Origin of the sequence: Pantoea sp. Cy-640 (assembly GCF_011752635.1) — a bacterium.
GTDB lineage: Bacteria > Pseudomonadota > Gammaproteobacteria > Enterobacterales > Enterobacteriaceae > Pantoea > Pantoea dispersa.
The window spans coordinates 202,079-228,077 of sequence record NZ_VWXB01000002.1; the positions used below are offsets into that span (position 1 = coordinate 202,079).

At 59.3% G+C, this 25,999-nt stretch carries 26 protein-coding genes; 10 read left to right on the forward strand and 16 right to left on the reverse strand.

Annotation, left to right across the window (positions count from 1 at the left end):
- The first annotated feature begins 6 nt into the window (after nucleotides 1-6).
- The 3 genes from mqo to F3J36_RS06440 all read left to right on the forward strand — a co-directional run bounded on the left by mqo (nucleotide 7) and on the right by F3J36_RS06440 (nucleotide 2,874).
- Nucleotides 7-1,653, forward strand: a complete 1,647-nt coding sequence (mqo, locus tag F3J36_RS06430) for a malate dehydrogenase (quinone) (protein ID WP_166719238.1) — start codon at nucleotides 7-9, stop codon at nucleotides 1,651-1,653.
- A 199-nt stretch (nucleotides 1,654-1,852) separates the two neighbouring features.
- Nucleotides 1,853-2,116, forward strand: a complete 264-nt coding sequence (locus tag F3J36_RS06435) for a hypothetical protein (RefSeq protein ID WP_104187249.1) — start codon at nucleotides 1,853-1,855, stop codon at nucleotides 2,114-2,116.
- On the forward strand, nucleotides 2,113-2,874 hold the full coding sequence (locus F3J36_RS06440; RefSeq protein ID WP_166719239.1) for a Fic family protein: 762 nt from the start codon (nucleotides 2,113-2,115) through the stop codon (nucleotides 2,872-2,874). Before F3J36_RS06435 ends, F3J36_RS06440 begins: the two co-directional genes overlap by 4 nt.
- 109 nt (nucleotides 2,875-2,983) lie before the next feature.
- On the opposite strand, the gene F3J36_RS06445 is transcribed toward F3J36_RS06440, so the two are convergent.
- The 4 genes from F3J36_RS06445 to F3J36_RS06460 all read right to left on the reverse strand — a co-directional run bounded on the left by F3J36_RS06445 (nucleotide 2,984) and on the right by F3J36_RS06460 (nucleotide 7,118).
- Nucleotides 2,984-4,234: an NAD(P)/FAD-dependent oxidoreductase gene (locus tag F3J36_RS06445; protein WP_166719240.1), complete on the reverse strand. Its 1,251-nt coding sequence runs from the start codon at nucleotides 4,232-4,234 to the stop codon at nucleotides 2,984-2,986.
- A 108-nt stretch (nucleotides 4,235-4,342) separates the two neighbouring features.
- Nucleotides 4,343-5,161 carry an ABC transporter permease gene (locus F3J36_RS06450; protein WP_058781434.1) on the reverse strand — a complete coding sequence of 273 codons (819 nt, stop codon included), beginning with the start codon at nucleotides 5,159-5,161 and terminating at the stop codon, nucleotides 4,343-4,345.
- A gap of 1 nt (nucleotide 5,162) precedes the next feature.
- Nucleotides 5,163-6,017 carry an ABC transporter permease gene (locus F3J36_RS06455; protein ID WP_166719241.1) on the reverse strand — a complete coding sequence of 285 codons (855 nt, stop codon included), beginning with the start codon at nucleotides 6,015-6,017 and terminating at the stop codon, nucleotides 5,163-5,165.
- Between the two features lie 69 nt (nucleotides 6,018-6,086).
- Complete coding sequence (locus F3J36_RS06460) at nucleotides 6,087-7,118, reverse strand: polyamine ABC transporter substrate-binding protein (protein ID WP_166719242.1); 1,032 nt, start codon at nucleotides 7,116-7,118, stop codon at nucleotides 6,087-6,089.
- 364 nt (nucleotides 7,119-7,482) lie between these two features.
- Between F3J36_RS06460 and F3J36_RS06465 the strand changes: the two genes are divergently transcribed.
- Nucleotides 7,483-8,445: a LysR family transcriptional regulator gene (locus F3J36_RS06465; RefSeq protein ID WP_021509493.1), complete on the forward strand. Its 963-nt coding sequence runs from the start codon at nucleotides 7,483-7,485 to the stop codon at nucleotides 8,443-8,445.
- A gap of 5 nt (nucleotides 8,446-8,450) precedes the next feature.
- Here F3J36_RS06465 and F3J36_RS06470 read toward each other — a convergent pair whose 3' ends face one another.
- The 9 genes from F3J36_RS06470 to F3J36_RS06510 all read right to left on the reverse strand — a co-directional run bounded on the left by F3J36_RS06470 (nucleotide 8,451) and on the right by F3J36_RS06510 (nucleotide 15,778).
- A complete protein-coding gene (locus F3J36_RS06470) occupies nucleotides 8,451-9,380 on the reverse strand; it encodes a glyoxylate/hydroxypyruvate reductase A (RefSeq protein ID WP_176428155.1) in 930 nt (309 codons plus the stop codon).
- Complete coding sequence (locus F3J36_RS06475) at nucleotides 9,377-9,823, reverse strand: type II 3-dehydroquinate dehydratase (protein WP_088517647.1); 447 nt, start codon at nucleotides 9,821-9,823, stop codon at nucleotides 9,377-9,379. Before F3J36_RS06475 ends, F3J36_RS06470 begins: the two co-directional genes overlap by 4 nt.
- A gap of 10 nt (nucleotides 9,824-9,833) precedes the next feature.
- Nucleotides 9,834-10,448 carry a glutathione S-transferase N-terminal domain-containing protein gene (locus tag F3J36_RS06480; protein ID WP_166719243.1) on the reverse strand — a complete coding sequence of 205 codons (615 nt, stop codon included), beginning with the start codon at nucleotides 10,446-10,448 and terminating at the stop codon, nucleotides 9,834-9,836.
- On the reverse strand, nucleotides 10,445-11,452 hold the full coding sequence (locus F3J36_RS06485) for an NAD(P)H-quinone oxidoreductase (protein ID WP_166719244.1): 1,008 nt from the start codon (nucleotides 11,450-11,452) through the stop codon (nucleotides 10,445-10,447). Before F3J36_RS06485 ends, F3J36_RS06480 begins: the two co-directional genes overlap by 4 nt.
- Before the next feature lie 3 nt (nucleotides 11,453-11,455).
- A complete protein-coding gene (locus F3J36_RS06490; protein WP_166719245.1) occupies nucleotides 11,456-12,598 on the reverse strand; it encodes an ABC transporter ATP-binding protein in 1,143 nt (380 codons plus the stop codon).
- A gap of 38 nt (nucleotides 12,599-12,636) precedes the next feature.
- A complete protein-coding gene (gene argE / locus F3J36_RS06495) occupies nucleotides 12,637-13,788 on the reverse strand; it encodes an acetylornithine deacetylase (RefSeq protein ID WP_166719246.1) in 1,152 nt (383 codons plus the stop codon).
- A 15-nt stretch (nucleotides 13,789-13,803) separates the two neighbouring features.
- The gene (locus F3J36_RS06500) at nucleotides 13,804-14,478 is read right to left on the reverse strand and encodes a DUF1028 domain-containing protein (RefSeq protein ID WP_166719247.1); all 675 of its coding nucleotides are present in this window, start codon (nucleotides 14,476-14,478) and stop codon (nucleotides 13,804-13,806) included.
- A 13-nt stretch (nucleotides 14,479-14,491) separates the two neighbouring features.
- Entirely contained in the window at nucleotides 14,492-14,917 is a 426-nt protein-coding gene (locus tag F3J36_RS06505) for a RidA family protein (protein ID WP_021509501.1), read from the reverse strand.
- A 147-nt stretch (nucleotides 14,918-15,064) separates the two neighbouring features.
- Nucleotides 15,065-15,778, reverse strand: coding sequence for an IclR family transcriptional regulator (locus tag F3J36_RS06510; protein ID WP_021509502.1), 714 nt, complete (start codon nucleotides 15,776-15,778; stop codon nucleotides 15,065-15,067).
- Nucleotides 15,779-15,948: 170 nt separating this feature from the next.
- Here F3J36_RS06510 and F3J36_RS06515 point away from each other — a divergent pair, with 170 nt between their 5' ends.
- The 4 genes from F3J36_RS06515 to F3J36_RS06530 are packed head-to-tail and all read left to right on the forward strand — an operon-like array spanning nucleotide 15,949 to nucleotide 19,914.
- Nucleotides 15,949-16,641 (forward strand): diguanylate cyclase, encoded by a 693-nt coding sequence (locus F3J36_RS06515; protein ID WP_021509503.1) that lies wholly within the window; start codon nucleotides 15,949-15,951, stop codon nucleotides 16,639-16,641.
- Nucleotides 16,641-17,579 (forward strand): hydroxyacid dehydrogenase, encoded by a 939-nt coding sequence (locus F3J36_RS06520; protein WP_166719248.1) that lies wholly within the window; start codon nucleotides 16,641-16,643, stop codon nucleotides 17,577-17,579. The genes F3J36_RS06515 and F3J36_RS06520 overlap by 1 nt, the downstream gene beginning before the upstream one ends.
- Nucleotides 17,576-18,508 carry an SMP-30/gluconolactonase/LRE family protein gene (locus F3J36_RS06525; protein ID WP_166719249.1) on the forward strand — a complete coding sequence of 311 codons (933 nt, stop codon included), beginning with the start codon at nucleotides 17,576-17,578 and terminating at the stop codon, nucleotides 18,506-18,508. The genes F3J36_RS06520 and F3J36_RS06525 overlap by 4 nt, the downstream gene beginning before the upstream one ends.
- Nucleotides 18,509-18,546: 38 nt before the next feature.
- Nucleotides 18,547-19,914, forward strand: coding sequence for an MFS transporter (locus F3J36_RS06530; RefSeq protein WP_166719250.1), 1,368 nt, complete (start codon nucleotides 18,547-18,549; stop codon nucleotides 19,912-19,914).
- A 123-nt stretch (nucleotides 19,915-20,037) separates the two neighbouring features.
- Here the strand turns inward: F3J36_RS06530 and F3J36_RS06535 are convergent, their stop codons facing one another.
- Nucleotides 20,038-21,378 carry an MFS transporter gene (locus F3J36_RS06535; protein ID WP_021509507.1) on the reverse strand — a complete coding sequence of 447 codons (1,341 nt, stop codon included), beginning with the start codon at nucleotides 21,376-21,378 and terminating at the stop codon, nucleotides 20,038-20,040.
- 335 nt (nucleotides 21,379-21,713) lie between these two features.
- On the opposite strand from F3J36_RS06535, the gene F3J36_RS06540 reads away from it, so the two are divergent.
- On the forward strand, nucleotides 21,714-22,100 hold the full coding sequence (locus F3J36_RS06540; protein WP_166719251.1) for a thioesterase family protein: 387 nt from the start codon (nucleotides 21,714-21,716) through the stop codon (nucleotides 22,098-22,100).
- Nucleotides 22,101-22,129: 29 nt separating this feature from the next.
- On the opposite strand, the gene F3J36_RS06545 is transcribed toward F3J36_RS06540, so the two are convergent.
- On the reverse strand, nucleotides 22,130-23,188 hold the full coding sequence (locus F3J36_RS06545; protein ID WP_166719252.1) for a nitronate monooxygenase family protein: 1,059 nt from the start codon (nucleotides 23,186-23,188) through the stop codon (nucleotides 22,130-22,132).
- Nucleotides 23,189-23,597: 409 nt separating this feature from the next.
- Between F3J36_RS06545 and F3J36_RS24350 the strand changes: the two genes are divergently transcribed.
- Nucleotides 23,598-24,884 carry a PAS domain-containing methyl-accepting chemotaxis protein gene (locus F3J36_RS24350; protein ID WP_166719253.1) on the forward strand — a complete coding sequence of 429 codons (1,287 nt, stop codon included), beginning with the start codon at nucleotides 23,598-23,600 and terminating at the stop codon, nucleotides 24,882-24,884.
- A gap of 32 nt (nucleotides 24,885-24,916) precedes the next feature.
- Here the strand turns inward: F3J36_RS24350 and F3J36_RS06555 are convergent, their stop codons facing one another.
- Nucleotides 24,917-25,984 carry an acyltransferase gene (locus tag F3J36_RS06555; RefSeq protein WP_166719254.1) on the reverse strand — a complete coding sequence of 356 codons (1,068 nt, stop codon included), beginning with the start codon at nucleotides 25,982-25,984 and terminating at the stop codon, nucleotides 24,917-24,919.
- Nucleotides 25,985-25,999 lie beyond the last annotated feature (15 nt).

The following is a 25,999-nucleotide window of genomic DNA, read 5'->3' on the forward strand; positions in this document are numbered from 1 at the left end:
ACTGGCATGACTCAGACCAAAAAACTTGTGTCCGCGCTTTCGCTGACGGCACTGCTTGTCTCTTCAGCGGTTCACGCTGAGAACGCACCAGAAAAAACCGATGTGCTGCTGATTGGCGGCGGTATCATGAGCGCCTCGCTCGGTACCTGGCTGCAGGAGCTGCAACCGGGCTGGAAACAACTGATGGTTGAGCGTCTCGACGGCGTCGCGCTGGAATCTTCTAACGGCTGGAATAACGCCGGTACTGGCCACTCTGCCAACATGGAGCTGAACTACACGCCAGAGCGTGCAGACGGTTCCATCGATGTGAGCAAGGCGCTGGAAATCAATGAATCGTTCATGATTACCCGCCAGTTCCTGACCAGCCAGGTACAGCGTGGCGTGCTGCACGATCCGCGTTCGTTCATCAACTCCACCCCGCACATGAGCTTTGTCTGGGGCGACAAAAATGTCGAATACCTGACCAAACGCTATGCGGCGCTGCAGAAAACGACCCTGTTCCAGGGCATGAAGTTCTCTACCGATCACAAACAGATCGAGCAGTGGGCACCGCTGGTGATGGAAGGTCGCGATCCGAATCAGAAAGTGGCCGCCACCTGGACGCCGGTGGGTACCGATGTGAACTACGGTGAAATTACCCGTCAGCTGATCGGCAGCCTGCAGAAAGATCAGAACTTCAAGCTGGAAACCTCCTCTGAAGTCACCGATTTCAAACGCAACAGCGACAACTCCTGGCACGTCACCATCAAAGATGTGAAGAGCGGCGCAAACCGTGAAGTGGATGCGAAATACGTATTCATCGGCGCGGGCGGTGCGGCGATCAAGCTGCTGCAAAAAACCGGTATTCCTGAAGCCGATAACTACGGCGGTTTCCCGGTGGGCGGTTCGTTCCTGATGACCGAAAACCCGGAAATCACCAGCCGTCACTTGCAGAAAGTGTATGGTCAGGCTTCCGTAGGCGCACCGCCAATGTCGGTACCGCACATCGATGCCCGTAACCTCGACGGTAAAAAAGTGGTGCTGTTTGGACCGTTCGCCACGTTCTCGACCAAATACCTGAAGAACGGTTCGCTGTTCGATCTGCTGAGCGCCACCACCACCAGTAACTTCATGCCGATGACGCACGTGGGCATCGATAACTTTGACCTGGTGAAATACCTGATTGGTCAGGTGATGCTGAACGATGACGACCGCTTTGCCGCGCTGAAAGAGTACTACCCGAACGCGCGTAAAGAGGACTGGAAACTGATTCAGGCCGGCCAGCGTGTGCAGATCATCAAGAAAGATGCTGAGAAAGGCGGCGTGCTGAAGCTGGGTACCGAAATCGTGACCGATCAGCAGAAAACCGTGGCGGCCCTGCTGGGTGCTTCACCGGGTGCATCTACCGCGGCACCGATCACCCTGAACGTGATGCAGAAGCTGTTCCCGCAGCAGTTCGCGTCACCGGAGTGGCAGCAGAAGATCCGCGCTATCGTGCCAAGCTTCGGCCAGAAGCTGAACGGCAACACCGCGCTGACCCAGCAGGTATGGGATAACACCGCATCCGTGCTGCAGCTGACCAAACCGCCAGTGATTAACATGGACAATCAGCAGTCAGCACCTGCGCAGGCCAAACCGCGCGAAGAGTCCGCGAAGCAGGATATGGCGCTGTAATACGCCATCGCTGAGTCAATCGAACCGATGCCGGTGCGCGAGCAATCGCCCACCGGCATTTTTTTGTCTGGAATCTGCTGATTGCTATGTCAGACTTCACCAGTGTTACCGCTGAGAGATGCCCTGTGGTTCAGCGACTCTTCCCACTGACTTTGACGATGCAGCGTGCTAAAATTGAACTTCTGACGGGAGATTAATTATGAGCAGAAATGCATCTCTGAGTATTGCCAGCCAGATCCAGAATTTAGCGAAGGCTAACCATATCACCGCAGAGCGTGACGGTGTCAGCCTTATGGCTGCTGCGATTACTCATCTGGCAGGCGACAGAGTAGAACTGGATTACGTTGAACAATTGCTGGTTAATCTCAAAAGAAAAGGTGTGCTGACTAAAGCAGAAACGCTGAAGCTTCAGGGTTCTTATCTGCAGGAAAAACGTGAGCACAAGCAGAACTTCAGCGCATGACGTTTGATCCTTTCAGCGATTTTTCTACTTCTGGCTACCTGAGAAACGCGTTGGGGCTTAAAGATGTGGATGAGGTAAAAAAAGCTGAGCATCTGGCCTTTGAATCGAGCGTCGAAGATGCGCTTCATTTCCTGGCACTTCAACCTGCAATCACTTACAGCACTTTTTTGTCAGTTCATAAAATTCTGTTTTCTGACTTTTATCCCTGGGCGGGTAAAGATCGCAACGAGTTAGTTCCTCATCTTGCTGTGTTTAAAGGCATGCCAGAAGATGCTCATTTTACCATGTTTGAGCAGCCCCACTCGATTCAGCTCGCCGTTGATTATGCTCTGCGCCTTGCCAGCGACTCATCGCGGTTCAGAAAAAAACCGGGTGAGGTTATGGGACAACTGGCTTTTGCTCATCCTTTTCTGGATGGTAATGGTCGAACGTTGCTGTTGCTATTTATGGAAATGACCTACCGTGCTGGCTTTGCCATTGAATGGGCAAGAACCAAAAAAGATGCGTATCTTAGCGCACTCAGCGCTGAGATTCGTGAACCCGCTAAAGGCCATCTGGATAATTATTTACTCCCCTGCGTTGTTGATATTGCCAGTCGAAGCGAATGGCCGGCAATGATTAGTGGCATAAAAGGGTTGGACGGTTTAGATAAAGAAGACATTTACTACGGTGCGGTTGATGATCCTGATATCAAAGCGCTCTATCAAAGCTATACGTCATCTTCCCGATTGCCTCATCCACCAGCAGAGCCAGAATAAATACGGTTCAGTCGCTATAGCGGGCCGCTATTAATAGCGACCCTACATGATACAATTTAAGGGTGAACTTTCTCCGTAGGGTGCGCATTCATGCGCACCTGGAAAATAATTACGACTTCACGTAATCCGAATAGGCATTTTGCAGCGCGATGTGGTCGGCAATATATTTCGCATCGTGCCACACGCCGTAAATAAACGACGACGCCCGGTTGACCAGATTGGGCAGGCCAAGGAAATAAATACCGCGCTCGGCAGAAATACCGCGCTTGTGGAATGGCAGGCCCTGTTCATCAAACGCATCCACCTGCAGCCAGCTGAAATCAAATTTAAACCCGGTAGCCCAGATAATGGTGCTGATGCCCGCCGCCTGCACTTCCAGCTGCATCAGCGGATTTAACAGGCAGTCCGGATCCGGCAACAGCTCCCACGCCTGCGGCTCGGCCGGTAAATCCAGCCCGTTGCGTTCTATGTACGCATCCGCATCGCGCAGCACCTCGAAATAAGCTCTGTCACCTTCGGCGATATTCTCTGCCAGCCCCGGCGCAAAGCGCAGCACGCCGTTATCCCAGCGCTCGGTGATGCCGACCAGCGTAATGCCCATATGGGCCAGCCGGCGGAAATCCACGGTTTTACCGCCTTCATAGCCGCTCACGGCAAAGGCCACGTGCTGTTTCTTCGGCTTGATTTTCACCTCGTCCCACAGCCCCAGCGCGCCAAGCCACCAGCAGTAATCACGGTCGCGATAGGCGCGTGGCGGGCGGTAGTGCTCACCGACCGACAGAAACACCTCGCGGCCGGCCTGACGCAGCTCCTCGGCAATCTGGGTGCCGGACGCGCCCGCACCGACCACCAGCACCGCACCGGGCGCCAGCTGCTGTGGATTTTTGTACGCCGATGAGTGGATCTGCTGCGGCACCGCGCCTTCAGGCACGATGGCCGGGAACGCGGGCTTCTGAAACGGCCCGGTAGCAGCCACCACATTGTCCGCGTCGAATTCTCCCACCGACGTTACCACCCGGAAGCCACTGCGTCCGGGCAGCCGCGTTACCTGCTGTACTTCAACCCCGGTGCGCACCGGCGCGTTGAGCATCTTTGCGTAATCCTCGAAATACTGCGCCATGCGCTCTTTCGGCGGAAACGCCTCCGGTGAAATATTATCAAACTTCAGCGAAGGAAAGCGGTCGTGCCACGCCGGGCCGTTAGCCACCAGCGAGTCCCAGCGTTCGGAGCGCCAGCGCTCGGCAATGCGGCTGCGCTCCAGCACCACGTGCGGGATCTGCATCTGCGCCAGATGTTCGCTCATGGCGATACCCGCCTGGCCCGCTCCGACGATCACGGTATTGATTTTTTCTACTGACATAGGTCATCCCCGAATAGTTGGCATGCCACCAGCGCGGCGCAAATATTGCGCCGCTGGCGATTAACACCAGGTTGTCATGTTTAACGGTGGCTTAATGGCACAGCGAAATTAATGCCCGGCCTCAACGTTTAATATTTTTCCCAGCCCGAAAAATTTATTGGCGATTATTAACATCGCGGCGGTCACCACAATATAAATAACCGACAGCGCCGCCAGCGTCGGGTCGGCAAATTCACGCACGTAGTTGTACATCGCCACCGGCAGCGTCTGCGTCGCCTGGGTGGTAATAAACAGCGAGGCGGTAAATTCATTGAATGAGAGAATCGCGGCGAACAGCCAGCCACCAAACAGGCCCGGCAGAATCAGCGGCACGGTAATGGTCCATACCACGCGCAGCGGCGATGCGCCGAGGCTGGCCGCCGCCAGTTCTATCCGCTGCTCGAGATTTTTCAGCGATACATAGACGCTGCGCAGCACGAACGGCAGCACTAATACCACGTGGCAGAAAATCACCAGCGCGTAGCCGCGTCCCAGATTGAGCTGCGACACCAGCATCAGCAGGCCGAGGCCAATGGTGAAATGCGGAATAAACAGCGGCGACAGCAGAATACTCTCCAGCACCTGTTTGCAGGGAAAGCGATAGCGCTCAATGGCAATTGCCAGCGTGGCACCGATGATCACCGCCAGCGTCGACGCCCATGCTGTGACAATCAGTCCGGACCAGAAGCCGTGACGAAAATCGTCGTAGCTCAGCGCCCGCTCAAACCAGCGCAGCGACCAGCCTTTCGGCGGGAAGAACAGCACGGAGGTGCTGCTGAACGACGAGATAAACACCACGACGGTGGGCAACATGACAAACGTCAGAATGGCGATCACCAGCAGTTTACCCAGCAGCGCAATTAGTTTGTCGTTGTGAGAACGGGTCATATCAGTGCCCTCCCATGGCGTGCAGGAAGCGCGTCATGCGCTTCAGCGCCAGCAGCAGCAGAATGGTCAGCAGCAGGCCAGCAATGCTCAGCGCTGCGGCAAACGGGAAGTTCATCGAGGAGAAGCCCAGCTGATACACCAGCGTAGCCACGGTACTGACGCGCCCGCCGCCAATCAGTTGTGGCGTCGCGAAAGCGCTGAAGGTCCAGGCAAACGCGGTGGTCAGGCTGGCGATGATGCCGGGAATCGACAGCGGAATGGTCACCGTCAGCAGCGCGCGGACCGGCCCGGCGCCAAGGCTGGTGGCGGCTTTTTCGTAGTCCGGATTGATGTGTGACAGCGCCGTCGCCAGCATCAGCACCATGATCGGCATGGTGACATGCACCAGCGCGACCACCACGCCGGTCTGGGTAAACATAAACTGGATTGGCTGGCTGATGATGCCCAGCGCCAGCAGCAGGCTATTAAGAAAGCCGCTGTTACCCAGCACGATAATCCACGAATAGGTGCGCACCACTTCCCCCAGAAACAGCGGGGTAATCGCGATGATCAGAATGGTGGATTTGATCCACGCAGTGCGGGTGCGCACCAGCGCATAGGCCAGTGGGTAACTCATCAGCAAACCAAATAAGGCCGTTTTGGCGCTGAGCAGCACGGTATTGAGAAACGCGTCACCGTAGATGCGTTTGAACAGGCCACTGAAATTGGCCAGCGTAAAGCCGCCGACATCCAGCGAGCCGGGGATGTATGCACGCACGCTGAACTGCATCACCGCAAACATCGCGACGACCAGCCCAATCGCGGTCAGCGTGGCGGGAAGAATGAACCAGGGTAAAAATGTCGGTTTTTTCGTCATGGACGTTACTGCCTGCATAGGTGGTACCGGCTACGGCGAGGCACCCGCCCCGCCGCAGCACCAGGACAATCAGTGAGACATGATGTTTTCAGAGAACCACTGACGCCACTCGGCAGTTTTCTCCGCACGCAGTTGGGGATCGGTATTGATGGTGGCATTCCACTGCGCCGGCGTGGTCAGCATGCCTGGCAGCTTCGCCAGCTCCGGATCGATATGCGCGTTGGTCACCGTCGGGCTACCGCGATAGATCTTCGCCACCTGCTGCTGAATTTCCGGTTTCAGTGCGATGTTGATGAACTTGTACGCCAGATCGGCATGTTTGCTGCCTTTATTGATGCCGACGGTATCCACGCCGAGGATCGCGCCCTCTTTCGGTATCGCCAGCTTGATGTTGACCCCTTCCGCAATCATGCTGTAGGCGTTCATTGACAGCATCACCTGCACCGGCGTTTCTCCGGTGGAGATCAACTGCTGACTGTTGGCATCATCGGTGTAGAACGATTTGATGTTAGGAATCAGCGCTTTCAGCTTCGCCTGGCCCTGCTGCCAGTGCGCCGCATCGCTGCCGGAGAGTTTGGCAGCCACGGCGATGATGTGGCTTGGATCCCAGTCGGGCAGCGCCAGCGTGCCTTTCAGCTCCGGCTTCCACAGGTCGTTCCAGCTGGTGAAGGTTTCCCCTTTCGGCACCAGATCCGGACGGTAGCCGATGGTGTAGACGTAGCCCCACACGCCCAGATGATACGGGCTGACTTTCGCCTGCTGCACCAGATTGACCGCGTTAGGGATTTTGCTCATGTCGAGCTTCTCGAACAGGTCGCTGTTGGCATACAGATAGCCGACGTGCGCGGTGGTGAAGGTCACGTCAGTTTCCGGCGAACCGCCCGCCAGTTTGGCTTTGTTGAGGCGATCGATGGTGCCGCCGGTGACGAACTGCACTTCGACGCCGGTCTCTTTGGTGAACTCTTTAGCGATGGTTTGATCGATCAGATCTTTAAAGCTGCCGCCCCAGGTGCTGACAATCAGCTTGTCGGCGGCCATGGCATTCCCTGCGCTCAGAATTCCCGTGGTTAACAACGTTAAGGCACACATCTTACGCAACATATTTTTGTCCCCAGTGAATGAAAAGGCTGTTATCGCTGCTCTGAACCACCGTTGATTCGCCACGGCGCGCTGCGCCAAAACAGTGCGAAAGTGAAAAGCAGGTGTCACAGCGATTCTGCCGCTGGCCGCTGCTGCGGTAAAACAGCCTTTTCCTCGCCGTTGCATCGGAATTTCTGACGCTAAAAAAGTCGCTGCTTTGCAACGGATTTTCTTAAGCCTTAGTGAGGCAGAAGCGAATGGGCGTGAAGGGTCAGGCAGGGGATTATGCTGCTATTCGCTGTCCGGCATGATAAATGCATGGAAACAGGGGTAAATAGAAAAGCCGGCGCGACAAGATCGCGCTGGCGACACCAGGAGAATCTGCATGCTCAGTCGCATCACCCAGCGCCAGCTGGAATACTTCGTCGCGTCCGGCGAAGCCGGCAGCATTATTGGCGCATCCGAACGTATTCACGTATCGTCACCGTCGATCTCGGCCGCCATTACCCACATCGAATCTGAGCTGGGGGTGCAGCTGTTTGTGCGCCACCACGCGCAGGGCGTGTCGCTCACCGCCATTGGCCATCAGGTATTAAAAGAGGCGAAGCTGATTCTGGAACAGATGTCGAATCTGTATACCATCGCCTCAGAGTCGCTGAATAACGTGCGCGGCCCGCTGCGCGTCGGCTGTCTCGACACGCTGGCCCCGATGCTGACGCCGGAGCTGGTGTTTGGCTTTGGCCGCGCCTTCCCCGGCGTGCGCATCACGCTGGTGGAGGGCAATCATGAACAGCTGCTGAAACAGCTGCGCGCCGCCGATATCGATATCGCGCTGACCTACGATCTGGTGCCGGCCAGCGACATCGCGTTTCAGTCGCTGGCACAGCTGCCGCCGTATGTGATGGTCGGCGAACATCACCCGTTTGCCAGTCAGTCTGCGGTGACCATTCAGGATCTCGCTACGGTGCCGATGGTGCTGCTGGATATGCCGTGGAGCCGCGAATATTTTCTCAGCCTGTTTAGCGAAGCGGGCGTCACGCCCAACATTGTGATGCGCTCCGGCAATATGGAAGTGGTACGCGCGATGGTGGCCAACGGCGTGGGATTTGGCATCGCCAATGTGCGGCCCAAAGCCAATCTGTCGCAGGATGGCAAACGGGTGATCCGCGTGCGCCTTGCCGGCGTGAACCGGCCGATGTTGCTGGGATACGCCACGGTGGCCCACGTGCAGCAGTCGATGGTGGTCAACGCCTTCGCCGAACGCTGCCGCATGTTCATCTCCGATCAATACATTCCCGGCATGGCCGCGCCAAGCTACTTCGACCCGCAGGTGGTGCGCGTCGCCTGACGCGCTCAGTAACCCCGCGCGGGAAACACCTGGTTGAGCACCGGCTCGCCGCGCATCACCCGCTGGATGTTATCAGCGACCTGACGCGCGGCGCTGGCCGGGATCGCTACCGACGCCAGATGCGGGGTGATCAGCACATTTTCCATGCTCCACAGCGCATCGTCGGGCGGCAGCGGCTCACGATCGAACACGTCTAATGTGGCGTGGGCGATCTGTCCGCTCTGCAGCGCCGCGGTCAGCGCGGGCTGATCGACAATCGCGCCGCGCGACACGTTGATCAGCGCGCAGCCCGGCGGCAACCGCGCCAGACGCTGCGCATCCAGCAATCCGTGGGTTTCCGGCGTGAGCGGCAGCATCACCACCAGAATGTCGCTGCTGGCCAGAAACGCATCCAGCGCCTGCATACCGCTGACGCAGTGAATGCCGTCCAGCGCTTTGGGCGACCGCGACCAGCCGCGCACGTCAAAGCCCTGACGCGCCAGTTCGCGCGCCGCATACGCACCCAGTTCGCCCAGCCCCAACACGCCCACGCGAATCGACGCCGGCTCGCGCGGATGCAGATAGTGCCAGCGATGTTCACGCTGTGCGCGCTCAAATGCCGGTATGTCACGCGCGTAACGCAGCACGGCAAACAGCACGTAACCGGCCATCATGCGCGCCATATCCGGGTCCGATAGCCGGACGATCGGGATGTCAGGCAGGTCGTCGCGCCCCACCAGCGAGTCGACGCCCGCGCCCAGATTCACCAGCAATTTCAGCTGGCGATACGGGGCAAAAAAACCGCGCGGCGGCTTCCACGCCAGCGCAAACTGCACGCTATCGGCATCCTCGACCTGATCGGCACGGCAGATAGCGACATCCGGTAACTGCGGTGCCAGCAGCGCCGACCACGCCTCGAAGCTGTCGAACTCGCTATAAAACACCAGCGTCGTCATGCGCTGGGCTCCTGTAGCAGCGTCGCCAGCGCATCGATAGCCAGTTCATAGCCCAGCGCGCCCAGCCCGGCGATCACGCCGGTGGCGGCTTTCGACACCAGCGACTGATGACGAAACGGCTCGCGCTGCCAGATATTGCTCATGTGCGCTTCGATGATCGGGCCATCGAACATCAGCAGCGCATCCAGAATCGGCACCGATCGATACGACAACCCGGCGGCATTGATGATCAGCCCGTTTGCCTGCTGGCGCGCTTCCTGAATCCAGTCCACCAGCACCCCTTCATGGTTGCTCTGACGAAACTGCAGCCTGAGGCCGTGCGCGTCGGCGCGCCGCTGACAGCGCTCGCCGATGCTGGCGAAACTGTCGCTGCCGTAAGTACCGTGGCGATCCATACCGTAAAGATTGGCATTGGGCCCATTGAGAAAGAAAATCTGAGACATGGCGGCTCCGTTACAGGTGCGGGCGCGTCGCGGCCATCGCCGGATGCGCGTCAAAGAGGGCAAACCAGGCGGCGCTCTGCGGATGCGTGGCGCGCCAGTTGAGTTCAGCAAAACGGAAGTCCAGGTAGCCCAATCCGCAGCCGATGGCGATCAGCCCGAGATCGTCAGGCGTGCGGCTGAACGCCTCCGCCTGCTGCTCAATGGCCGCCAGCGCTGCCGCCACTTTAGTCAGCTGCGCGTCACGCCACGCTGACCACTGCTTTTCGGGCGGACGAGCGCTGGTTTCGTAGCGCGCCAGCAGCGCGGCATCCAGCAGTCCATCGCCCAGCGCCTGGCGCGTGAGGCACAGCCAGCGTGCCTCGCCGTCTGCCGGCAGCAGCTGGCCCGCGCCGCGCTGGTTAAGGTATTCGCAGATCACCCGGCTGTCGTACAAACATAGCCCCTGTTCGGTGCGCAGTGCCGGCACTTTAGCCAGCGGATTAAACGCGGCAATGCGCGCATCGCGCTCGATGGGGTGCGCCGCCGACGCCAGCAGGGTGGTCTCCGGCGCCAGACCCAGCAGCTGCGCGCACACCATCACTTTTCGCACGTAAGGCGAGGTAGATGCGTAATAGAGTTCCATCATGGCGTGGCCTCCGCGTCCGGCTGGAGCAGCACTTTGCCGATATTGGCATTGGCTTCAAGGATACGGTGCGCCTGCGCGGCTGCGGTCAGCGGCAACAGCTGGTGTACCCGCGGCGTGATGCGCCCGGCGGCCAGTAAAGGCAGCAGATGGGCGCGCACGCACTGCGCCAGACGCGCTTTTTCCGCCGCGCTTTTCGGTCGCAGCGTGGAAGAGGTCAGGCTTAAGCCTTTGCGCATAATCAGCTGTAAATCGATTTCCACCGTGGCCCGCTGCATAAAGGCGAGGCTGACGTGCCGCCCGCCCGCTGCCAGCACGCTGAGGTTGCGCGCAATGTAGTCGCCGCCGACGTTATCCAGCACCACATCCACGCCGCGTTCCCGGGTCAGCGTTCGAATCACCTCCACAAAATCTTCGCTATGGCGATCGATGGCGCGCCACACGCCCAGCTGCTGCAGCGCGGCAATTTTTTCCGCACCGCCGGCGGTGGCAATCACCCGCGCGCCACAAGCCTGGGCGCACTGGATCGCCAGCGTGCCCACGCCGCTGGCCGCGCCGTGAATCAGCACGCAGTCGCCCGGCCTCAGACGCCCCAGCTCAAACAGGTTGTGCCAGACGGTAAACGCGGCTTCGGGAAAACCCGCCGCGTGGCTGAGCGGCAGCGTATCCGGCACCGGCAGGCACAGGTCGGCGCGCGCCACGCAGTATTGTGCATAACCGCCGCCGCTCAGCAGCGCCATCACCGCCATGCCCGGCTGCAGTTCGCTGACGCCTGCGCCGAGCGCAACGATGACGCCCGCCGCTTCCAGCCCGAGAATATCGCTGCAGCCTGGCGGCGGTGGCATGCCGTTGCGCTGTAGAATATCAGGCCGGTTAACCCCTGCGCTGACCACGCGCAGCAGCACTTCGCCCGGTCCCGGCTGCGGCACCGGACGCTGCACCGCAGTCAGCACCTCTGCACCACCCGACTGCGCGGCGATGATCGCCGTCATGGTTTCCGTTGCCATGCGTTAACCCTGTGCGTCGCTGGCGAAGGCGCAAACGCCCTCGTCATCAAAAGTCAGCCCCACCACGCTGCCGACCGGCCAGCGCGTCAGCGCGTCCAGTCCGGACTGACGGGCAAACAGTGAGGCACTGCCGAGCGCCGGGATATCAAGGTGCACGTCAACGTGATCGCCCTGAAATACATGCGTCAGCACCGTGGCGCTGAGCAGCGCCTGCGGACCGAGCGGCGCCAGCTGCACATTTTCCGGACGCACATACACATCGAGCCGGTCGCCGACGCTGGCCTGCACCCGTTTGGCCGGCAGGCGCAGCGTGTTGCCGCCCAGCTCCAGCAGCGCGCTGGTGTCGCGGCCGGCGTAGCGGCCCGGCAGAATATTCACGTCACCGACGAAGCTGGCGACAAACGGATCCTGCGGGCGGCGATAGATCTCATCCGGCGGCCCAATCTGGCGCACGTGACCGGCCGACATCACTACCACGCGGTCGCTCATGCTCAGCGCTTCGCCCTGATCGTGGGTGACGAAGACCGTGGTCACGCCGAGTTTACGCTGAATCGCTTTCAGCTCGACCTGCATGGATAACCGCAAATTTTTGTCCAGTGCGGAGAACGGCTCATCCAGCAGCAACACTTTCGGGCGAATCACCAGCGCACGCGCCAGCGCCACGCGCTGCTGCTGCCCGCCGGACAGTTCACGCGGCTTGCGCTGGGCGTAACCCGCCAGCTTCACCAGCGCCAGCGCCTGCCCGACCCGCTCGGCGATTTCCGCTTTCGGCACGCCGCGCATACGCAAGCCGTAGCCGACGTTTTTCTCCACCGTCATGTGCGGAAACAGCGCGTAGTTCTGAAACACGATGCCGATCTCGCGCTGATAGGGCGGGATTTCTGTCACCAGGTCGCCATCGATAAAAATCTCACCGCCGTCGGCTTCGGCAAAGCCGGCCATCAGGTTCAGCAACGTGGTTTTACCGCAGCCGGACGGGCCGAGCAGCGTAATGAACTCACCTTCGTGGATGGTGAGAGAAATTTTATGCAGCGCGATGGCATCACCAAAGCGCTTCAGGACGCCATCCAGCTGCACCGCCACGTTGGCCTTATGCGGTGCCGATGACAGCGGCTGCGGAAACGGGGTTACTTCTGCACTGACCATACAATCTCCGGATTCGGACGGGGTGGCTCGTCGCGGGTTCATTCGCACATCCAGGTCGCCAGCCGGCGTAACAGGCTGTCACAGGCGTCCAGCTGTGCGAGGGTGATAAATTCGTCGGGCTTATGGCCCTGCTCCATACTGCCGGGACCGCACACCACGCAGGGGATGCCGGCGGCGGCAAACAGTCCGCCTTCAGTGCCAAACGCCACGGTGCCGAAGCTGTCGCTGCCGCTCAACCGGGCAATCAGCTGTGCCGCGGCACTGTGCGCGGCGGTATCCAGTCCTGGATAGGCGCTGAGCGGCGAGAAGCGGATGGCGCTGGCGGGCTGCACCGCGCGCATCTGCGGCTCCAGCGTCTGCTGCGCATACGCCACCAGCTCCTCTGCCACCTGCTGCGCATCCTCCTGCGGCAGCGTGCGCACTTCGAAATCAAAACTGCAGGCGTCAGGCACGATGTTCAGCGCGCGTCCGCCGTGGATCACCCCGGTTTGCACGGTGGTAAATGGCGGATCGAAGCGCGCATCCTGCCGATCCGGCGCCGCCAGACGTTCACCGATGACGGTTAAGCGCTGAATCAGCTTGGCGGCGTATTCAATCGCATTAACGCCCTGCGGCGCGTACGCCGAGTGGCAGGCCGCGCCCTGCACTTCGCAGCGCATCGCCAGCTTGCCTTTGTGGCCCAGCACCGGACGCAGTTCTGTCGGCTCGCCAATCAGGCAGATCGCCGGTCGATCGCTGCGCCGCGCCAGCGCCTTCACCAGCGAGCGCACGCCGAGGCAACCCACCTCTTCGTCATAGGAGATAGCCAGATGCAGCGGCTGACGCAGCGGCTGGGAGAGAAAATGCGGCACGGCGGCCAGCATGCAGGCGAGGAAGCCTTTCATGTCTGCCGTGCCGCGTCCGTACAGCTTGCCGTCACGTTCGGTGAGCGCAAACGGCGGCATCGTCCACGTCTGGCCATCAACCGGTACCACATCGCTGTGGCCCGATAGCATTACCCCGCCGCTGCCGGCTGGCCCGAGCCGCGCATAGAGATTGGCCTTGCTGCGTTCTGCGTTGTGCATCAGTTCACAGGTCACGCCCAGCCCGCTGAGGTAGCGCCAGCAAAAATCGATCAGCGCGAGATTGGATTCGCGGCTGGTGGTATCGAAAGCCACCAGATGTTCGAGCAGGTTACGGCTGGTCAGCATCGCGTCTCCTCACGCTTATTCATCTCCTGGCACGCCGTAACGGGGTGCCAGCGTGGGATTGAGCGCGCGCGTCAGGTAATCCTGCATCTGCGGCTGATAGGCCAGCCACAGCTGATGAAGTTCCGCGATGGGATCGCCCTCCGTCCAGTCAACGCGCAGATCAACCAGCGGCCACGACGGTTCGCCCACCACTGCCAGTGCCGCCGAATGAACCGGCCCGGCTTCGCCTCCGGCGGCCATCCCGGCCTGCATGGCCGCGATTAGCCGTGCGGCCAGTTCGCCCGGCTGCTGCGCAAACGCGCTGACCATCGCCGCAATCACCTCGGGATTCGCCAGCAAATTACCGGCCGCCACGCAGTCGCTGCCGCACAGCGCGTGATTCACCCCCAGCGTGTGCGTTCCGCTAAAGCAGGCACTGCTGCCGTCGGCCGCCAGCACCGTAAGCTGGCGATAATCAAAAAAGTCATCGCTGGCAAGGCCGCACTGCAGCGCCTGCTGCGCCGTCTCGCCCTGACTCAGCCGATCAAGGATACGCGGGCCCAGCGCCGGCAGCGTGATGTTCTGCGTGGAGACCGCGCCGACGCCGGCGCGCAGCCACGGACAGCGTGCGCCGACCGCAATACTCGACGAGCTGACCGCAATGCCCAGCTGGCCGGTTTGCGCGCAGCGTCCAACAATCGATAACGTCATGATGCGGCGCTCCTTATTGTGGCTGCCAGTCGTCAGGGATTACCGCAATCACGTCGATCTCCATCAGCCACTGCGGCTGGCCCAGTCCCGAGATCACCAGACCGGTGGAGATGGGAAACACGCCTTTCAGCCACTTGCCGACCACCTGATACACCGGCTCGCGATAGCGCGGGTCGATGATATAGGTGGTGGTTTTCACGATGTGCGACAGGTCGCTGCCCGCTTCTTCGAGCAGTTGCTTCACGTTTTTCATCGCCTGCTCGGCCTGCGCTGCCGGATCGCCCAGCCCCACCAGGTTGCCTTCGAAGTCGGTGCCAATCTGGCCACGCACGTAAACGGTGTTGCCGGCGCGCACGGCCTGACACAGGTCGTTGTCCAGCGACTGATTAGGATAGGTATCTTTGGTGTTGAATTTGCGGATGCGGGTATGGGTGCTCATGATGCCTGCCAGCGTTTAATTGGTTTCCGCAAGGTATACCGGGCTTAGCGCAGCAGGGAAAACAGCATTAACTGAGGTGTTGCTTTGAAAAATCCGAAGGAGTGCGGCAGGCCTGCTGGCCCGCCGGTGAGTGATTAATGCGCAGCCTTATTTAGCCGCATAAACCGCATCACAAAATGCCTTGCGCGCGCCCAGTTTGGCTGACAGGCGTGCAGCCGCTTCGCGCATCAACACGCCTAACTCTTCATCTTTACGATTCAGCGTCAGACGCGAAACCGGGCCGGTCAGCGCCAGCGCAGCGGTCAGCCGATCATTTTCGGCGAATACCGGTACGGCAAAGGCCGCGATGTGCGGATCGCGCGCGCCTGAGCTGAATATTGGCAGCGACGGCAGCGCATCGAAGAGATTTTCATTCATGCCCCAGAAACGCAGCACCTTACTGATGGCTGAGTTATCGAGCGGAAAAATCGTCCCCGGCAGGCGCGTATGACGCAGGCCATCAGACGATTCAGCACGAAACAGGCACAGACGCTGGCCGTTATCCAGTACGTACCAGCTGGCACTCTCGTTGGTCGCCGTTGCCAGCGCCTGCAATTCCGGCTGCACCACGCTGGCCAGATGGAATGATTGCTCATAAAGCTTACCGAGGTATAACAGACGCGGGCCGAGCGTGTAGACCCCGCTGTCACTGCGCACCACATAGCCCATCCTTTCCAGCGAGTTCATCAGACGATAGACAGTGGTTTTGTGATAGCCGGAAAGCTGCGACAGCGCAGTCAGCGACAGGCTCTCTTCGCCCGGCTTGAAACAATCCAGCAGCGACAACGCCTTCTCCACCGCATTAACGCCTTCATTTCCCATTTTTTCCTCCTGATTTGTGCCGTCCTGAGTGTACCTGAAAACTGTGAGTCACATCGTGTTTACATCACAAACACCTTCGTAACACTGGCATGCAGCGTCAGATCGTCGATATAGTTGTTTTATATTGTACAACATTGTTGTACCAGGTAAAACAAACCACGAGGTGAATTATGTCTGTCTCTGCAAATAACCTGATCAACCGCAACATTGAGCGCGTCAGCGCCCTGTCCGTCAGCCAGGCCGCCGCATTCCAGGCGGCGATTCTGGCCGATGTCGCCGGTCGTCGCGGCACCCTGCATGGCCGCGTTAAGCCGCTGTCGCCGCAGATGAAAGTCGCCGGGCCGGCCATCACGGTGGAAGTGCGTCCGGGCGATAACCTGGCGATTCACGCGGCGCTGGCTATCGCCCAGCCGGGTGATGTGCTGGTAGTAGACGGCAAAGGCGACATCAGTTGCGCGCTGCTGGGTGAAATCATGGCAACCCAGGCCGAAGCGTCCGGCATCGCCGGCATCATCATTGATGGCGCGGTGCGTGATGCTGACGCCCTCGCGCAGGGCAGCTATCCGGTGTTTGCGGCCGGCCTCAACCCGAGCGGCCCCACCAAAAGTATTCCCGGACGCGTGAACCATCCGGTGTCGGTGGCCGGTGCGTCGATTGAGCCGGGCGACCTGGTGGTCGGCGATGCCGATGGCGTGGTGGTGATCGCTAAACAGGATGTGGAACGCATCATTGCCCTGGCGGCGAAGAAGCTGGACGCCGAAACGCGCCGCATCGCGGGTATTAAGCAGGGCGATTTGCGTCCGGGCTGGCTGGAAGGTGCCCTGCGCGCGGCGGGTATGTTAGCAGAAGGAGAATCTCTGTAATGAGCAACGTAAAAACGATCCTCATCACCGGCAGCGACCTGGCTGCTGAAGCCGTCGAGCTGCTGCAGGACTATCAGCTGATTTATGCCGGACGCCAGCCGCAGGAAGCCGATTTGATCGCGCTGTGTGAGCGCCATAACCCTCAGGCGATCATTGTGCGCTACGGCATAATCAACGGGCGCATCATGGACGCCGCGCCGGCGCTGCGCGTGATCTCCAAGCACGGTAGCGGTATCGACGTTATCGATCAGCAGGCAGCGGCGGAACGCCAGATTGCGGTCCGCGCGGCAGTGGGTGCCAATGCCGCTGCCGTGTCGGAGCATGCCTGGGCGCTGATCCTCGCCTGTGCTAAATCCGTGCCGCAGCTGGACCGCCGGATGCGCGACGGACACTGGGATAAAGCGCAGCATAAATCGCTGGAGCTGGAAGGACGCACGCTCGGCCTGGTCGGCCTGGGCGCCATCGGCAGCCGCGTGGCGCGCATTGGCCAGGCCTTCGGTATGCAGGTGCTGGCCTACGATCCTTATGCGCAAACCTTGCCGGCTGGCTGTGAAGCGGTTGAATCACTGGATGAACTGTACAGCCGTGCCGATGTGGTGTCGCTGCACTGTCCGCTGACGGGCAGCAATCACCAGATGATCAACGCGGCCGCCCTCGCCCGTTTTAAGCCTGGCGCGATTCTGGTCAACACCGCGCGCGGCGGACTGATTGACGATCAGGCGGTGGCGACCGCGCTGCAAAACGGCACGCTGCGTGCCGCCGGGCTGGACAGCTTCACCAGCGAGCCGCTGACTGCACCGCATCTGTGGCAGTCGCTCAACAACGTGATTATTACGCCGCACATTGGCGGCGTGAGCGACAATGCTTACGTGCGCATGGGCACCGGCGCCGCGCGCAACGCGTTGCAGGTTCTGCAGGAGCAGGAGGCGGTATCATGACCGTGCTCACCGTACCGGAAGTGCGCGAGTTAACGCTGTTTTCGCGCCTGCCGGAAGCGTTTCGCCGGCCGGACGCCGGCAATGTCTGGGCTGCCGCCAATCGCGGCGGCCAGCTTACCGATTCCTTTCTCGAAGGCCCGGTGTGGCATCCCTCAGGCTGTCTGTATGTCACCGACATTCCCTATGGCCGCATCTTTCGCGTTGATATGAGCGGCAACTGGGAGCTGGTGGTGCAGTATGATGGTGAGCCCAACGGCATGAAGCTGACCGATCCGGACACGCTGATCATCACAGATTACCGTAACGGCCTGATGAAGCTGTCAATCAGCAGCGCCACTATCACGCCGTGGCTGACGCGGCGTAACAGCGAAAGCTTTCGCGGCATCAACGATTTAACGCCTGACAGTCGCGGCAATCTCTATTTCACCGATCAGGGCCAGACCGGGCTGCACGATGCCAGCGGACGCGTCTATCGGCTCAGCCCGGATGGCCGGCTGGATCTGCTGCTGGATAACTGCCCGAGCCCGAACGGGCTGGTTCTGTCGCCGGATGAGAAAATCCTCTACGTGGCGATGACGCGCGGCAACTGCGTGTGGCGCGTGCCGTTGCTGGCGGATGGTTCGGTGAGCAAAGTCGGACTGTTCTTTACCTCGCACGGACCCAGCGGCCCGGACGGGCTGACCATCAATCAGCGCGGCGAACTGCTGATCGCCAATCCCGGCCTCGGGCGCGTCTGGCGCCTTAACGATCTGGCTGAACCGGAAGAGATTCTGCTCAGTCCGCTGGGTCGTTCCACCACCAACCTGTGCTTCGGCGGGGCCGACCTTAACCAGTTGTTTATCACCGAATCGGTCAGCGGCAGCATCCTGACCTGCACCCAGAACACGCCAGGCCGCGCATTGCCGGCCATCGATACCTCGTTTCTCTGACTACAACTCTGCGTCATCCGAACGCACCGGAGATTACTATGACCCTGCACTCAACATCCAGCCCTGCGCCGGCTCAGCCGGCTGCGGTGCCACCCCGCCATGAAACGCTCAGCGAACAGGATTTCCAGGACAGTGAGCAGGCGGCCGCCAAAGCCTTTCGTCGCATTCTGCCGTTTATCTTTATCTGCTATGTGGTCAGCTACCTTGACCGCACCAACGTCAGCTTTGCCGCGCTGGGCATGAACGCCGATCTCGGCATCACCGCCGAACAGTTTGGCTTCGGCGCAGGCATGTTTTTTATCGGCTATTTCCTGTTTGAAATTCCCAGCAACCTGATCATGCAAAAAGTGGGCGCGCGCATCTGGATCGCGCGCATCATGATTTCCTGGGGATTGATTTCGATGGCGACTGCGTTCATCAGCGGCCCCGTCAGCTTTGCCGTTGCGCGCTTCTGTCTCGGCGTAGCAGAGGCCGGCTTTACCCCCGGCATCTATCTGTTCTTTACCTACTGGTTCCCCGGCAGCTGGCGCGCCAAAATCACCGCCGCGTTCCTGGTCGGCATTCCGGTGGCCAATATCATCGGCTCACCGATTTCCGGCGCGCTGATGCAGATCACCGGCCATGAGCATATCCGTAACTGGCAGTGGCTGCTGTTGATTGAAGGCTTACCGGCGGTGATCCTCGGCGTCATGTGCCTGTTTGTGCTGAGCGACCGGCCGGAGAAAGCGCGCTGGCTGGCGCCGCGTGAACAGCAGTTGCTGAGCCGCCGGCTGGCCGATGAGCAGCAGCAAATCGCGGCAACGCACGGTTCCCAGATGCGCGACGCGCTGCGCAATCCGCTGCTGTATCTGCTGGCGTTTATTAACTTTTGCGGCATTGTGGGTTCGATCGGCGTGGGACTGTGGATGCCGCAGATCATTAAACAGCTCGGTGTGAGCCATACGGCAACCGGCTTTCTTGCCGCGCTGCCCTATGTCTGCGGTGCCGTGAGCATGCTGTTGTGGGCGCGCCGCGCTAATGCATCAGCGCACCGTATTCGCTGGATCAGCGGCGCGCTGGTGATCGCCGCCTTCGCCCTGATGTGCAGCGCGCTGAGCGATGCGCCGGTGATCAAAATGCTGGCGCTGTGCTGCACCGTCAGCGGTATTCTGGCGTTTCAGGCCTCCTTCTGGGCGCTGCCTTCCGGCTTTTTAACCGGCAATGCCGCGGCTGGCGGCTTAGCCATGATTGTCTCGATTGGTAATCTCGGTGGCTTCTTCGGCCCGTCGCTGATCGGCTATGTGCGTCAGTCTACCGGCGGCTTTATGTGGGCGCTGCTGGCGGTGGCGGCAGTCCTGATGATTGGCGCCCTGGCGGTCGCCATGGTGAAAGATCCGTGGCGCCAGCGCAACGCTGAGAAGAGATAATAACGCCGCGTTTCCCGGTGTGCCTGTGGCGCATCGGGAAACGGATGTTTTAAAGGATGAAAGCAGGATAACGGCAGACGTGATAAGCCAGATGCATGCCCTCCCTGGCACAGGCTCATGTGATTATTTCCCGGTGCTGGCCACCGGCTGTTCCGCTTCAACGTGCAGCTTTTTGCTGCGTCCCATCAGCAATACCGCAATGCCGCCTGCCGCGCACAGCAGCGCCAGAGGAATCATCGCCATCGCATGGCTGCCGGTTTTCTCATTGATGATGCCGTAAACGTTCACCATCAGCCCGCCACCAATCAGGTTGGCCATCGCGCCGATAGCAGCCAGACCGGCCGCTGCGGTGGTTGAGGACATCCAGCCCGAGGCCAGCGCCCAGAACGGCCCTTTCATCGAGTAGGCACCAATCAGCACCAGTGACAGAATCACCACGCTGCCCGCCAGCGTATCGGTCAGGAACGCCGCCAGCAGTCCACCGGCAATCAGGAACAGCGTCAGCGCGGTGTGCCAGCGACGCTCACCGCTGCGGTCAGAGCTGCGGCCCCAGACAATCATCAGAATCGATGCCAGACCGTACGGGATCGCATTCATCAAACCGGTGGTGAAGTTATCCAGGCCAAATGATTTCAGCAGCTGCGGTGACCAGACGCTCAGCGTCGAACCCGCTGCCGACGCGCCGGCGTAAATCAGCGCCATCACCCAGATATGCTTGTGGCGCAGCAGCTGCCACAGGGTGATATGACCAATCGCTTTACGCTGTGCATTCTCTTCGGCCAGTTTGCCGCTCAGCCAGTTGCGCTGTTCACTGGTCAGCCAGTGGGCATTTTCCGGACGGTTGCTGAGCAGGAAGAAAGCCAGCACGCCCAGCACAATCGCCGGGAACCCTTCGATGATAAACAGCCAGTGCCAGCCGCGCAGGCCGAACCAGCCGTCCATCGTCAGGATTGCGCCCGAGATCGGCGAGCCAATAAAGTTGGCTGCCGGGATCGCCACCATGAAAGTCGCAATCACGCGCGCGCGGTATTTCGCCGGAATCCAGTAAGTCAGATAAAGGATCACGCCGGGAAAGAAGCCGGCTTCGGCGGCACCCAATAGAAAGCGCAGCACGTACAGCATTTCCGCACTGCTGACGAACGCGGTGCACACCGAGACAATGCCCCAGGTCACCATGATGCGCGAAATCCAGATTTTGGCGCCAATCTTCTGCATCGCGAGGTTGCTTGGCACCTCAAAGAGAAAATAGCCAACAAAAAACAGGCTGCTTGCCAGGCCAAACACCGCTTTGCTCAGCCCGAGATCTTCATTCATTTGCAGGGACGCCATGCCGATGTTGCCGCGATCGATAATGGCGATCAGATAGCAGACGATCAGGAACGGCAGAATGCGCCAGATGACGCGTTTTACGGTCTGCTGCTCAATATCGGGCACAGCGGCCGCGCGGGTTATCTTGTCAGACATAGGGTTCCTCACAGAGTCATGGCTTAACGCAAATCGGCCAGTGTTGTTGTTTTACTCTGTACAACATGTGTGTACATAGTAAAACCATTATGTTTGGCCGCGCGACCCTGCGCAGAAAAATGTGTCCGGGCTGCGTGATTTGTCACAAAAAGGTAGCCAGTTGATTATGGATATGTGATGCAGCTGTCAGTTTCTGCTGCAGCACGGGAAAATACCAGCATTCATTCCGCCAGGCGACAGTGGAATTACTTTGCAACATCTTGCCGTTTTCCCGCGGCGTCATTCTGCGGTATACCCATTGCCTCACCGCGTAACGCGCTTATCAGGATGCAAAAATGTTCGTAAAGCACTATGACGTAGATGAAAGCCATATCGATTTTCAGGGCGTGGTCGACGGGCTGTACTACCCGTTTTACATGGAGTGGACGCGCCACGCTTACATGCGCGAGGCGCTGGGTATCGACATTGAAGAAGAGTTCAGTCAGGGCAAGATTTACATGGTGCTGGAGTACACGCTGCGCTTCCGCAAGAGCCTGGTGAAAGGCGATAAGGTGGAAGTCACCTGCGCGCTGGAGCAGAATGAGAAGCGCAATCGCGTGAACTTCGTGCAGCAAATCAAGGTCGACGACGTGGTGTATGCCGAGGCCACGTTTGTCGCCACCTGTCTCGCCAATGGGCGTCCGTCAATGCCGGAAGCGGTAACGCGCGCGCTCGGCCTGTAACGTTACACACTATGTGGCAGCAGCCTGCTTTATGCCTGCTGCCACTCTGCAACCAGCGTCTCCACCAGCTGTGCCGCCGGCAGCGCGCGCACTCGCGCCACGCCCTGACCGGCCCACTGCGCACCGAAGCCGTCCTCACCGTGCGCCGCTGCCGCCGCCGCCAGGGCTTTTCCCAGCGCATAGGTCAGCGGATAGTCGGGAATCTCCTCCGGCGTTACGTCATGGCACAATTCACAAAATGCGTTGCGCACGCAGCGCGCCTGACGCCCGGAGATGGCCGCCGTCATTACCGTGCCGCGCTCGCCAGCTGCCAGCAGCGCGCGACGATAGGCCGCACTGGCCGCCGATTCCGGACACAGCACAAACGCCGTACCGAGCTGTACACCGCTGGCACCCAGTTTCATCATCGTCGCGATGCCGGCACCGTCCATCACGCCACCCGCTGCCACCACCGGCAGCGCGGTGTGCTGACGAATCGCCTGCACCAGCGCAACGGTCGAAAGCTGCTGGTCTGGCGCGCCTGGATCAAAATGGCCGCGATGGCCACCGGCTTCATAACCCTGCGCCACAATGATATCGATACCGCTGCGCGCAATTGCCCGCGCTTCCTGCGGACTGGTGGCTGTCGCCAGCGTGACAATGTCACGTTGCTTTAGCCGGGCGATGGCCGTGGCATCGGGAAGGCCGAAATGGAAACTGACCGCCGCCGGCCGCGCCTGCTCGAGCACCGTCAGCATCGCCTCGTTGTGCAAAAAGCTTTGATAGATCTCCGTTAATGCTGGCGGCAGCGCCGTCTGGTACTGCGCAAACTGCGGACTGAACCGGCTGATCCACGCCGCCTCGCGCGCGGCATCCCGCCTTGCCGGCGCGTGACAAAATACGTTGACGTTGATCGGGCCACGCGTCAGTGCCTGGGTGTGGGCAATCATCTCTGCCGCCTGCTGCGGTGTCGCCGCGCCAACGCTAATCGATCCCAGCGCCCCGGCATTGGATACCGCTGCGGCCAGCTGCGGCGTGGCGACACCGGCCATCGGTGCCTGAATCAGCGGATACTGCAGTTTTAACAGCTGGCACAGCGCGGTCGTCATGGTGGTTTTTCTCCAGGCCGTTATCGGGCGTTGATTACGTCACGTCTCGGGCATTAACATACATTTAACATGCATCTTTTAACAAGTCCGCTGGGCACTTTTCTTACCCGCACGCGCGGCGTTGATCACTTTTTTCTCACATTTTTAACGCCACGGTCGATAATCAAAGTTGCATAGCAAAAACAGCTTTCAGCTTGCGCTGTAACAACATCAGGCAGGTAACACCATTACACACCCCACCTGCGCACATCGGTGCGCAGCGAGACAGCAGCCGGTGCCTGTGGCACGGCTGTAATGGACAACCGGGGAAATCATGCGGTGCCGTCCACTGGACGCGCCGAATGCGTTAGCATGCGCGCATCTGCGCCTGCATTTCGTTCAACAGCATACCAAGCGCCTGAGGTCTCTCATGTTCGGGGTGAAAAAATCGAGCCTTTCTCTGCCATTTGCCAAAAGTGGCGACATTGCTAAGGATATTGAAGCGATAAAGCAGTATGTTGCGTGGATTGAGTTTTCACCGGCCGGTGAAATCCTCAGCGCCAATGCACAATTTTTGCAGGTCACCGGCTATCAGCTGCATGAAATTCAGGGACAGCATCACCGGATTTTCTGCAGCCCTGCTTACAGCCAGTCATCCGGCTATTACGCCTTCTGGCAAACGCTGGCCGCCGGCGAATCGGTGAACGGCATTTTTGAGCGTTTCAACAAGCAGCATCAGCGCTTCTGGCTCAGCGCGACCTATTTTCCGGTGAGCGATGAGCGCGGCAAAGTGTACAAAGTGATCAAGGTCGCGAGCGACATCACTGCGCGCCATCAGGAGCTGGAGCATAAAGAGGCGGTGATAACGGCGCTGGACCGATCGATGGCGGTGATTGAATTCACGCCAGACGGTCACATCATTACCGCCAACGCCAACTTCCTCACCCACATGGGCTATACCCTGCCAGCCATTACCGGCCAGCATCATCGCCTGTTCTGCTTCGACAATTTTTACCGCGAGAATCCGGACTTCTGGCGCAAAATCGGCAACGGTCAGCATTTTGTCGGTCGCTTTGAGCGCAAGACCGCCAGCGGCGAGCGCATCTGGCTGGAGGCGAGCTACAACCCGGTATTTGACGGCGACGGTAAGGTCTACAAAGTGATTAAGATCGCCTCGGATATCACCGCGCGCGTCGAGGCGGCGAAGCGCGTGGCAGATATCGCGCTGACCACCTCTGAGCAGACCTCACAAATTACCGATAACGCCAATGAAGTGCTGGATGAAACGGTGCGTAACTCCGGGCTGGTGGCGCAGCAGGTGAATGCCGCCGCCGAAATTGGCGCGCAACTCACCGCCTCGGCCAGGAGCATCAGCGACGTGGTGGAAACCATCAACCTGATTGCCTCACAGACCAACATTCTGGCACTGAATGCCGCGATTGAATCAGCGCGTGCCGGCGAGGCCGGACGTGGCTTCAGCGTGGTGGCAGGTGAAGTACGCCGTCTGGCGGCCTCGACCGCCAGCGCCACTAAACAGATTTCCGTGGTCGTGGAGCAAAATGCCGACCTGATCCAGCAGATGTATCAGCAGCTGGATGAGGTCAGGCAATTTGTGGTGACCGAACAGGAGAAGATCAGCGTGCTGTCGCGCAGCCTGCGGGAAATCAACAGTGGCGTACACGAGTTTGTGAACGTCATTCACCGGCTGGATGTGTGACAGCTCAAGCGGGAGCGCTGGCTCCCGCGCGTTTATAGCCCGCTGCCCGCCTGCGGCGCGGGCTGCCGCTTCCACTTCAGCGCATTACGCAGCGCCGGTTCGGCATATTTACTGATCAGCCAGGCAACGTAATACAGTACGCTGGCCACCACCACCGGCAGCATCGTCATCACCGCCTCATTTTTGATATAGCCATTAAGCTTAATCAATATCGCGATCATTAAATTTTCATGAATCAGATACAGGGCGTAACTGACAAATCCGATGGCGGTGAAAAAGCGCAGGGAAAGCCAGCGCTCAATCTGTCTGGAATAAAAGCTGGCGATAAAAAATAGCATTACCAGTAGCAGCGGCACCACGGCGACCACGCCGCTGTTTTTAACGTAGAAGCTGAAATTAATCAGCAAGGCCAGCGCGGTCAGTGCGTAGTGATAACGTTTATCGCGCCCGTGCAGACGTTCATAAACCAGACAGCCGACCATAAACCAGGCATAGTGAATAAAACCGAATTTTGAAATGACATCGATTAATAACGGATGGCCGAGTGATTTCAATACCGATGAGGCGGAAAGTAATAACATCGGCACAATCAGCGCCGGCAGACAATATTTACGTCCGAGGGTGAAATAAACCGCGCCAATAATCAGATAAAACAGCGCTTCAACATAGAGAGACCAGAACGATCCGGCCATGGAGCGGAATTCAATGCCGGTGAGCTGCGTCAGCGTCTCAGGATTAATAAATATCAGACCGGGCAGCAGGTTGCGGCTTTCCAGTGTCATCAGCGACCACTCCGGGAAAAAGCCGCCGGCAACGTACAGCAGCAGACTGGCTATCAGCATTGCCGGAAACAGGCGCAGCCAGCGTTTTTTGAGAAAGCTGAGGTAGCCGGACGATTTATCCAGCGTCATAAATATGACAAAGCCGGAGATCATAAAAAACAACTGCACGCCAACCCAGCCAAATGCCAGCAGCGGAATATGCTGGGTAGTGGCGGCATACGGCAACAGTTCGGGCCAACGGGCATAGGCGTGATAAGCAATCACCAGCAGGATCGCTAATCCGCGCATGCCATCAAGATGCGTGATACGTGGTTGCATAAGTGGTCTCTGGAA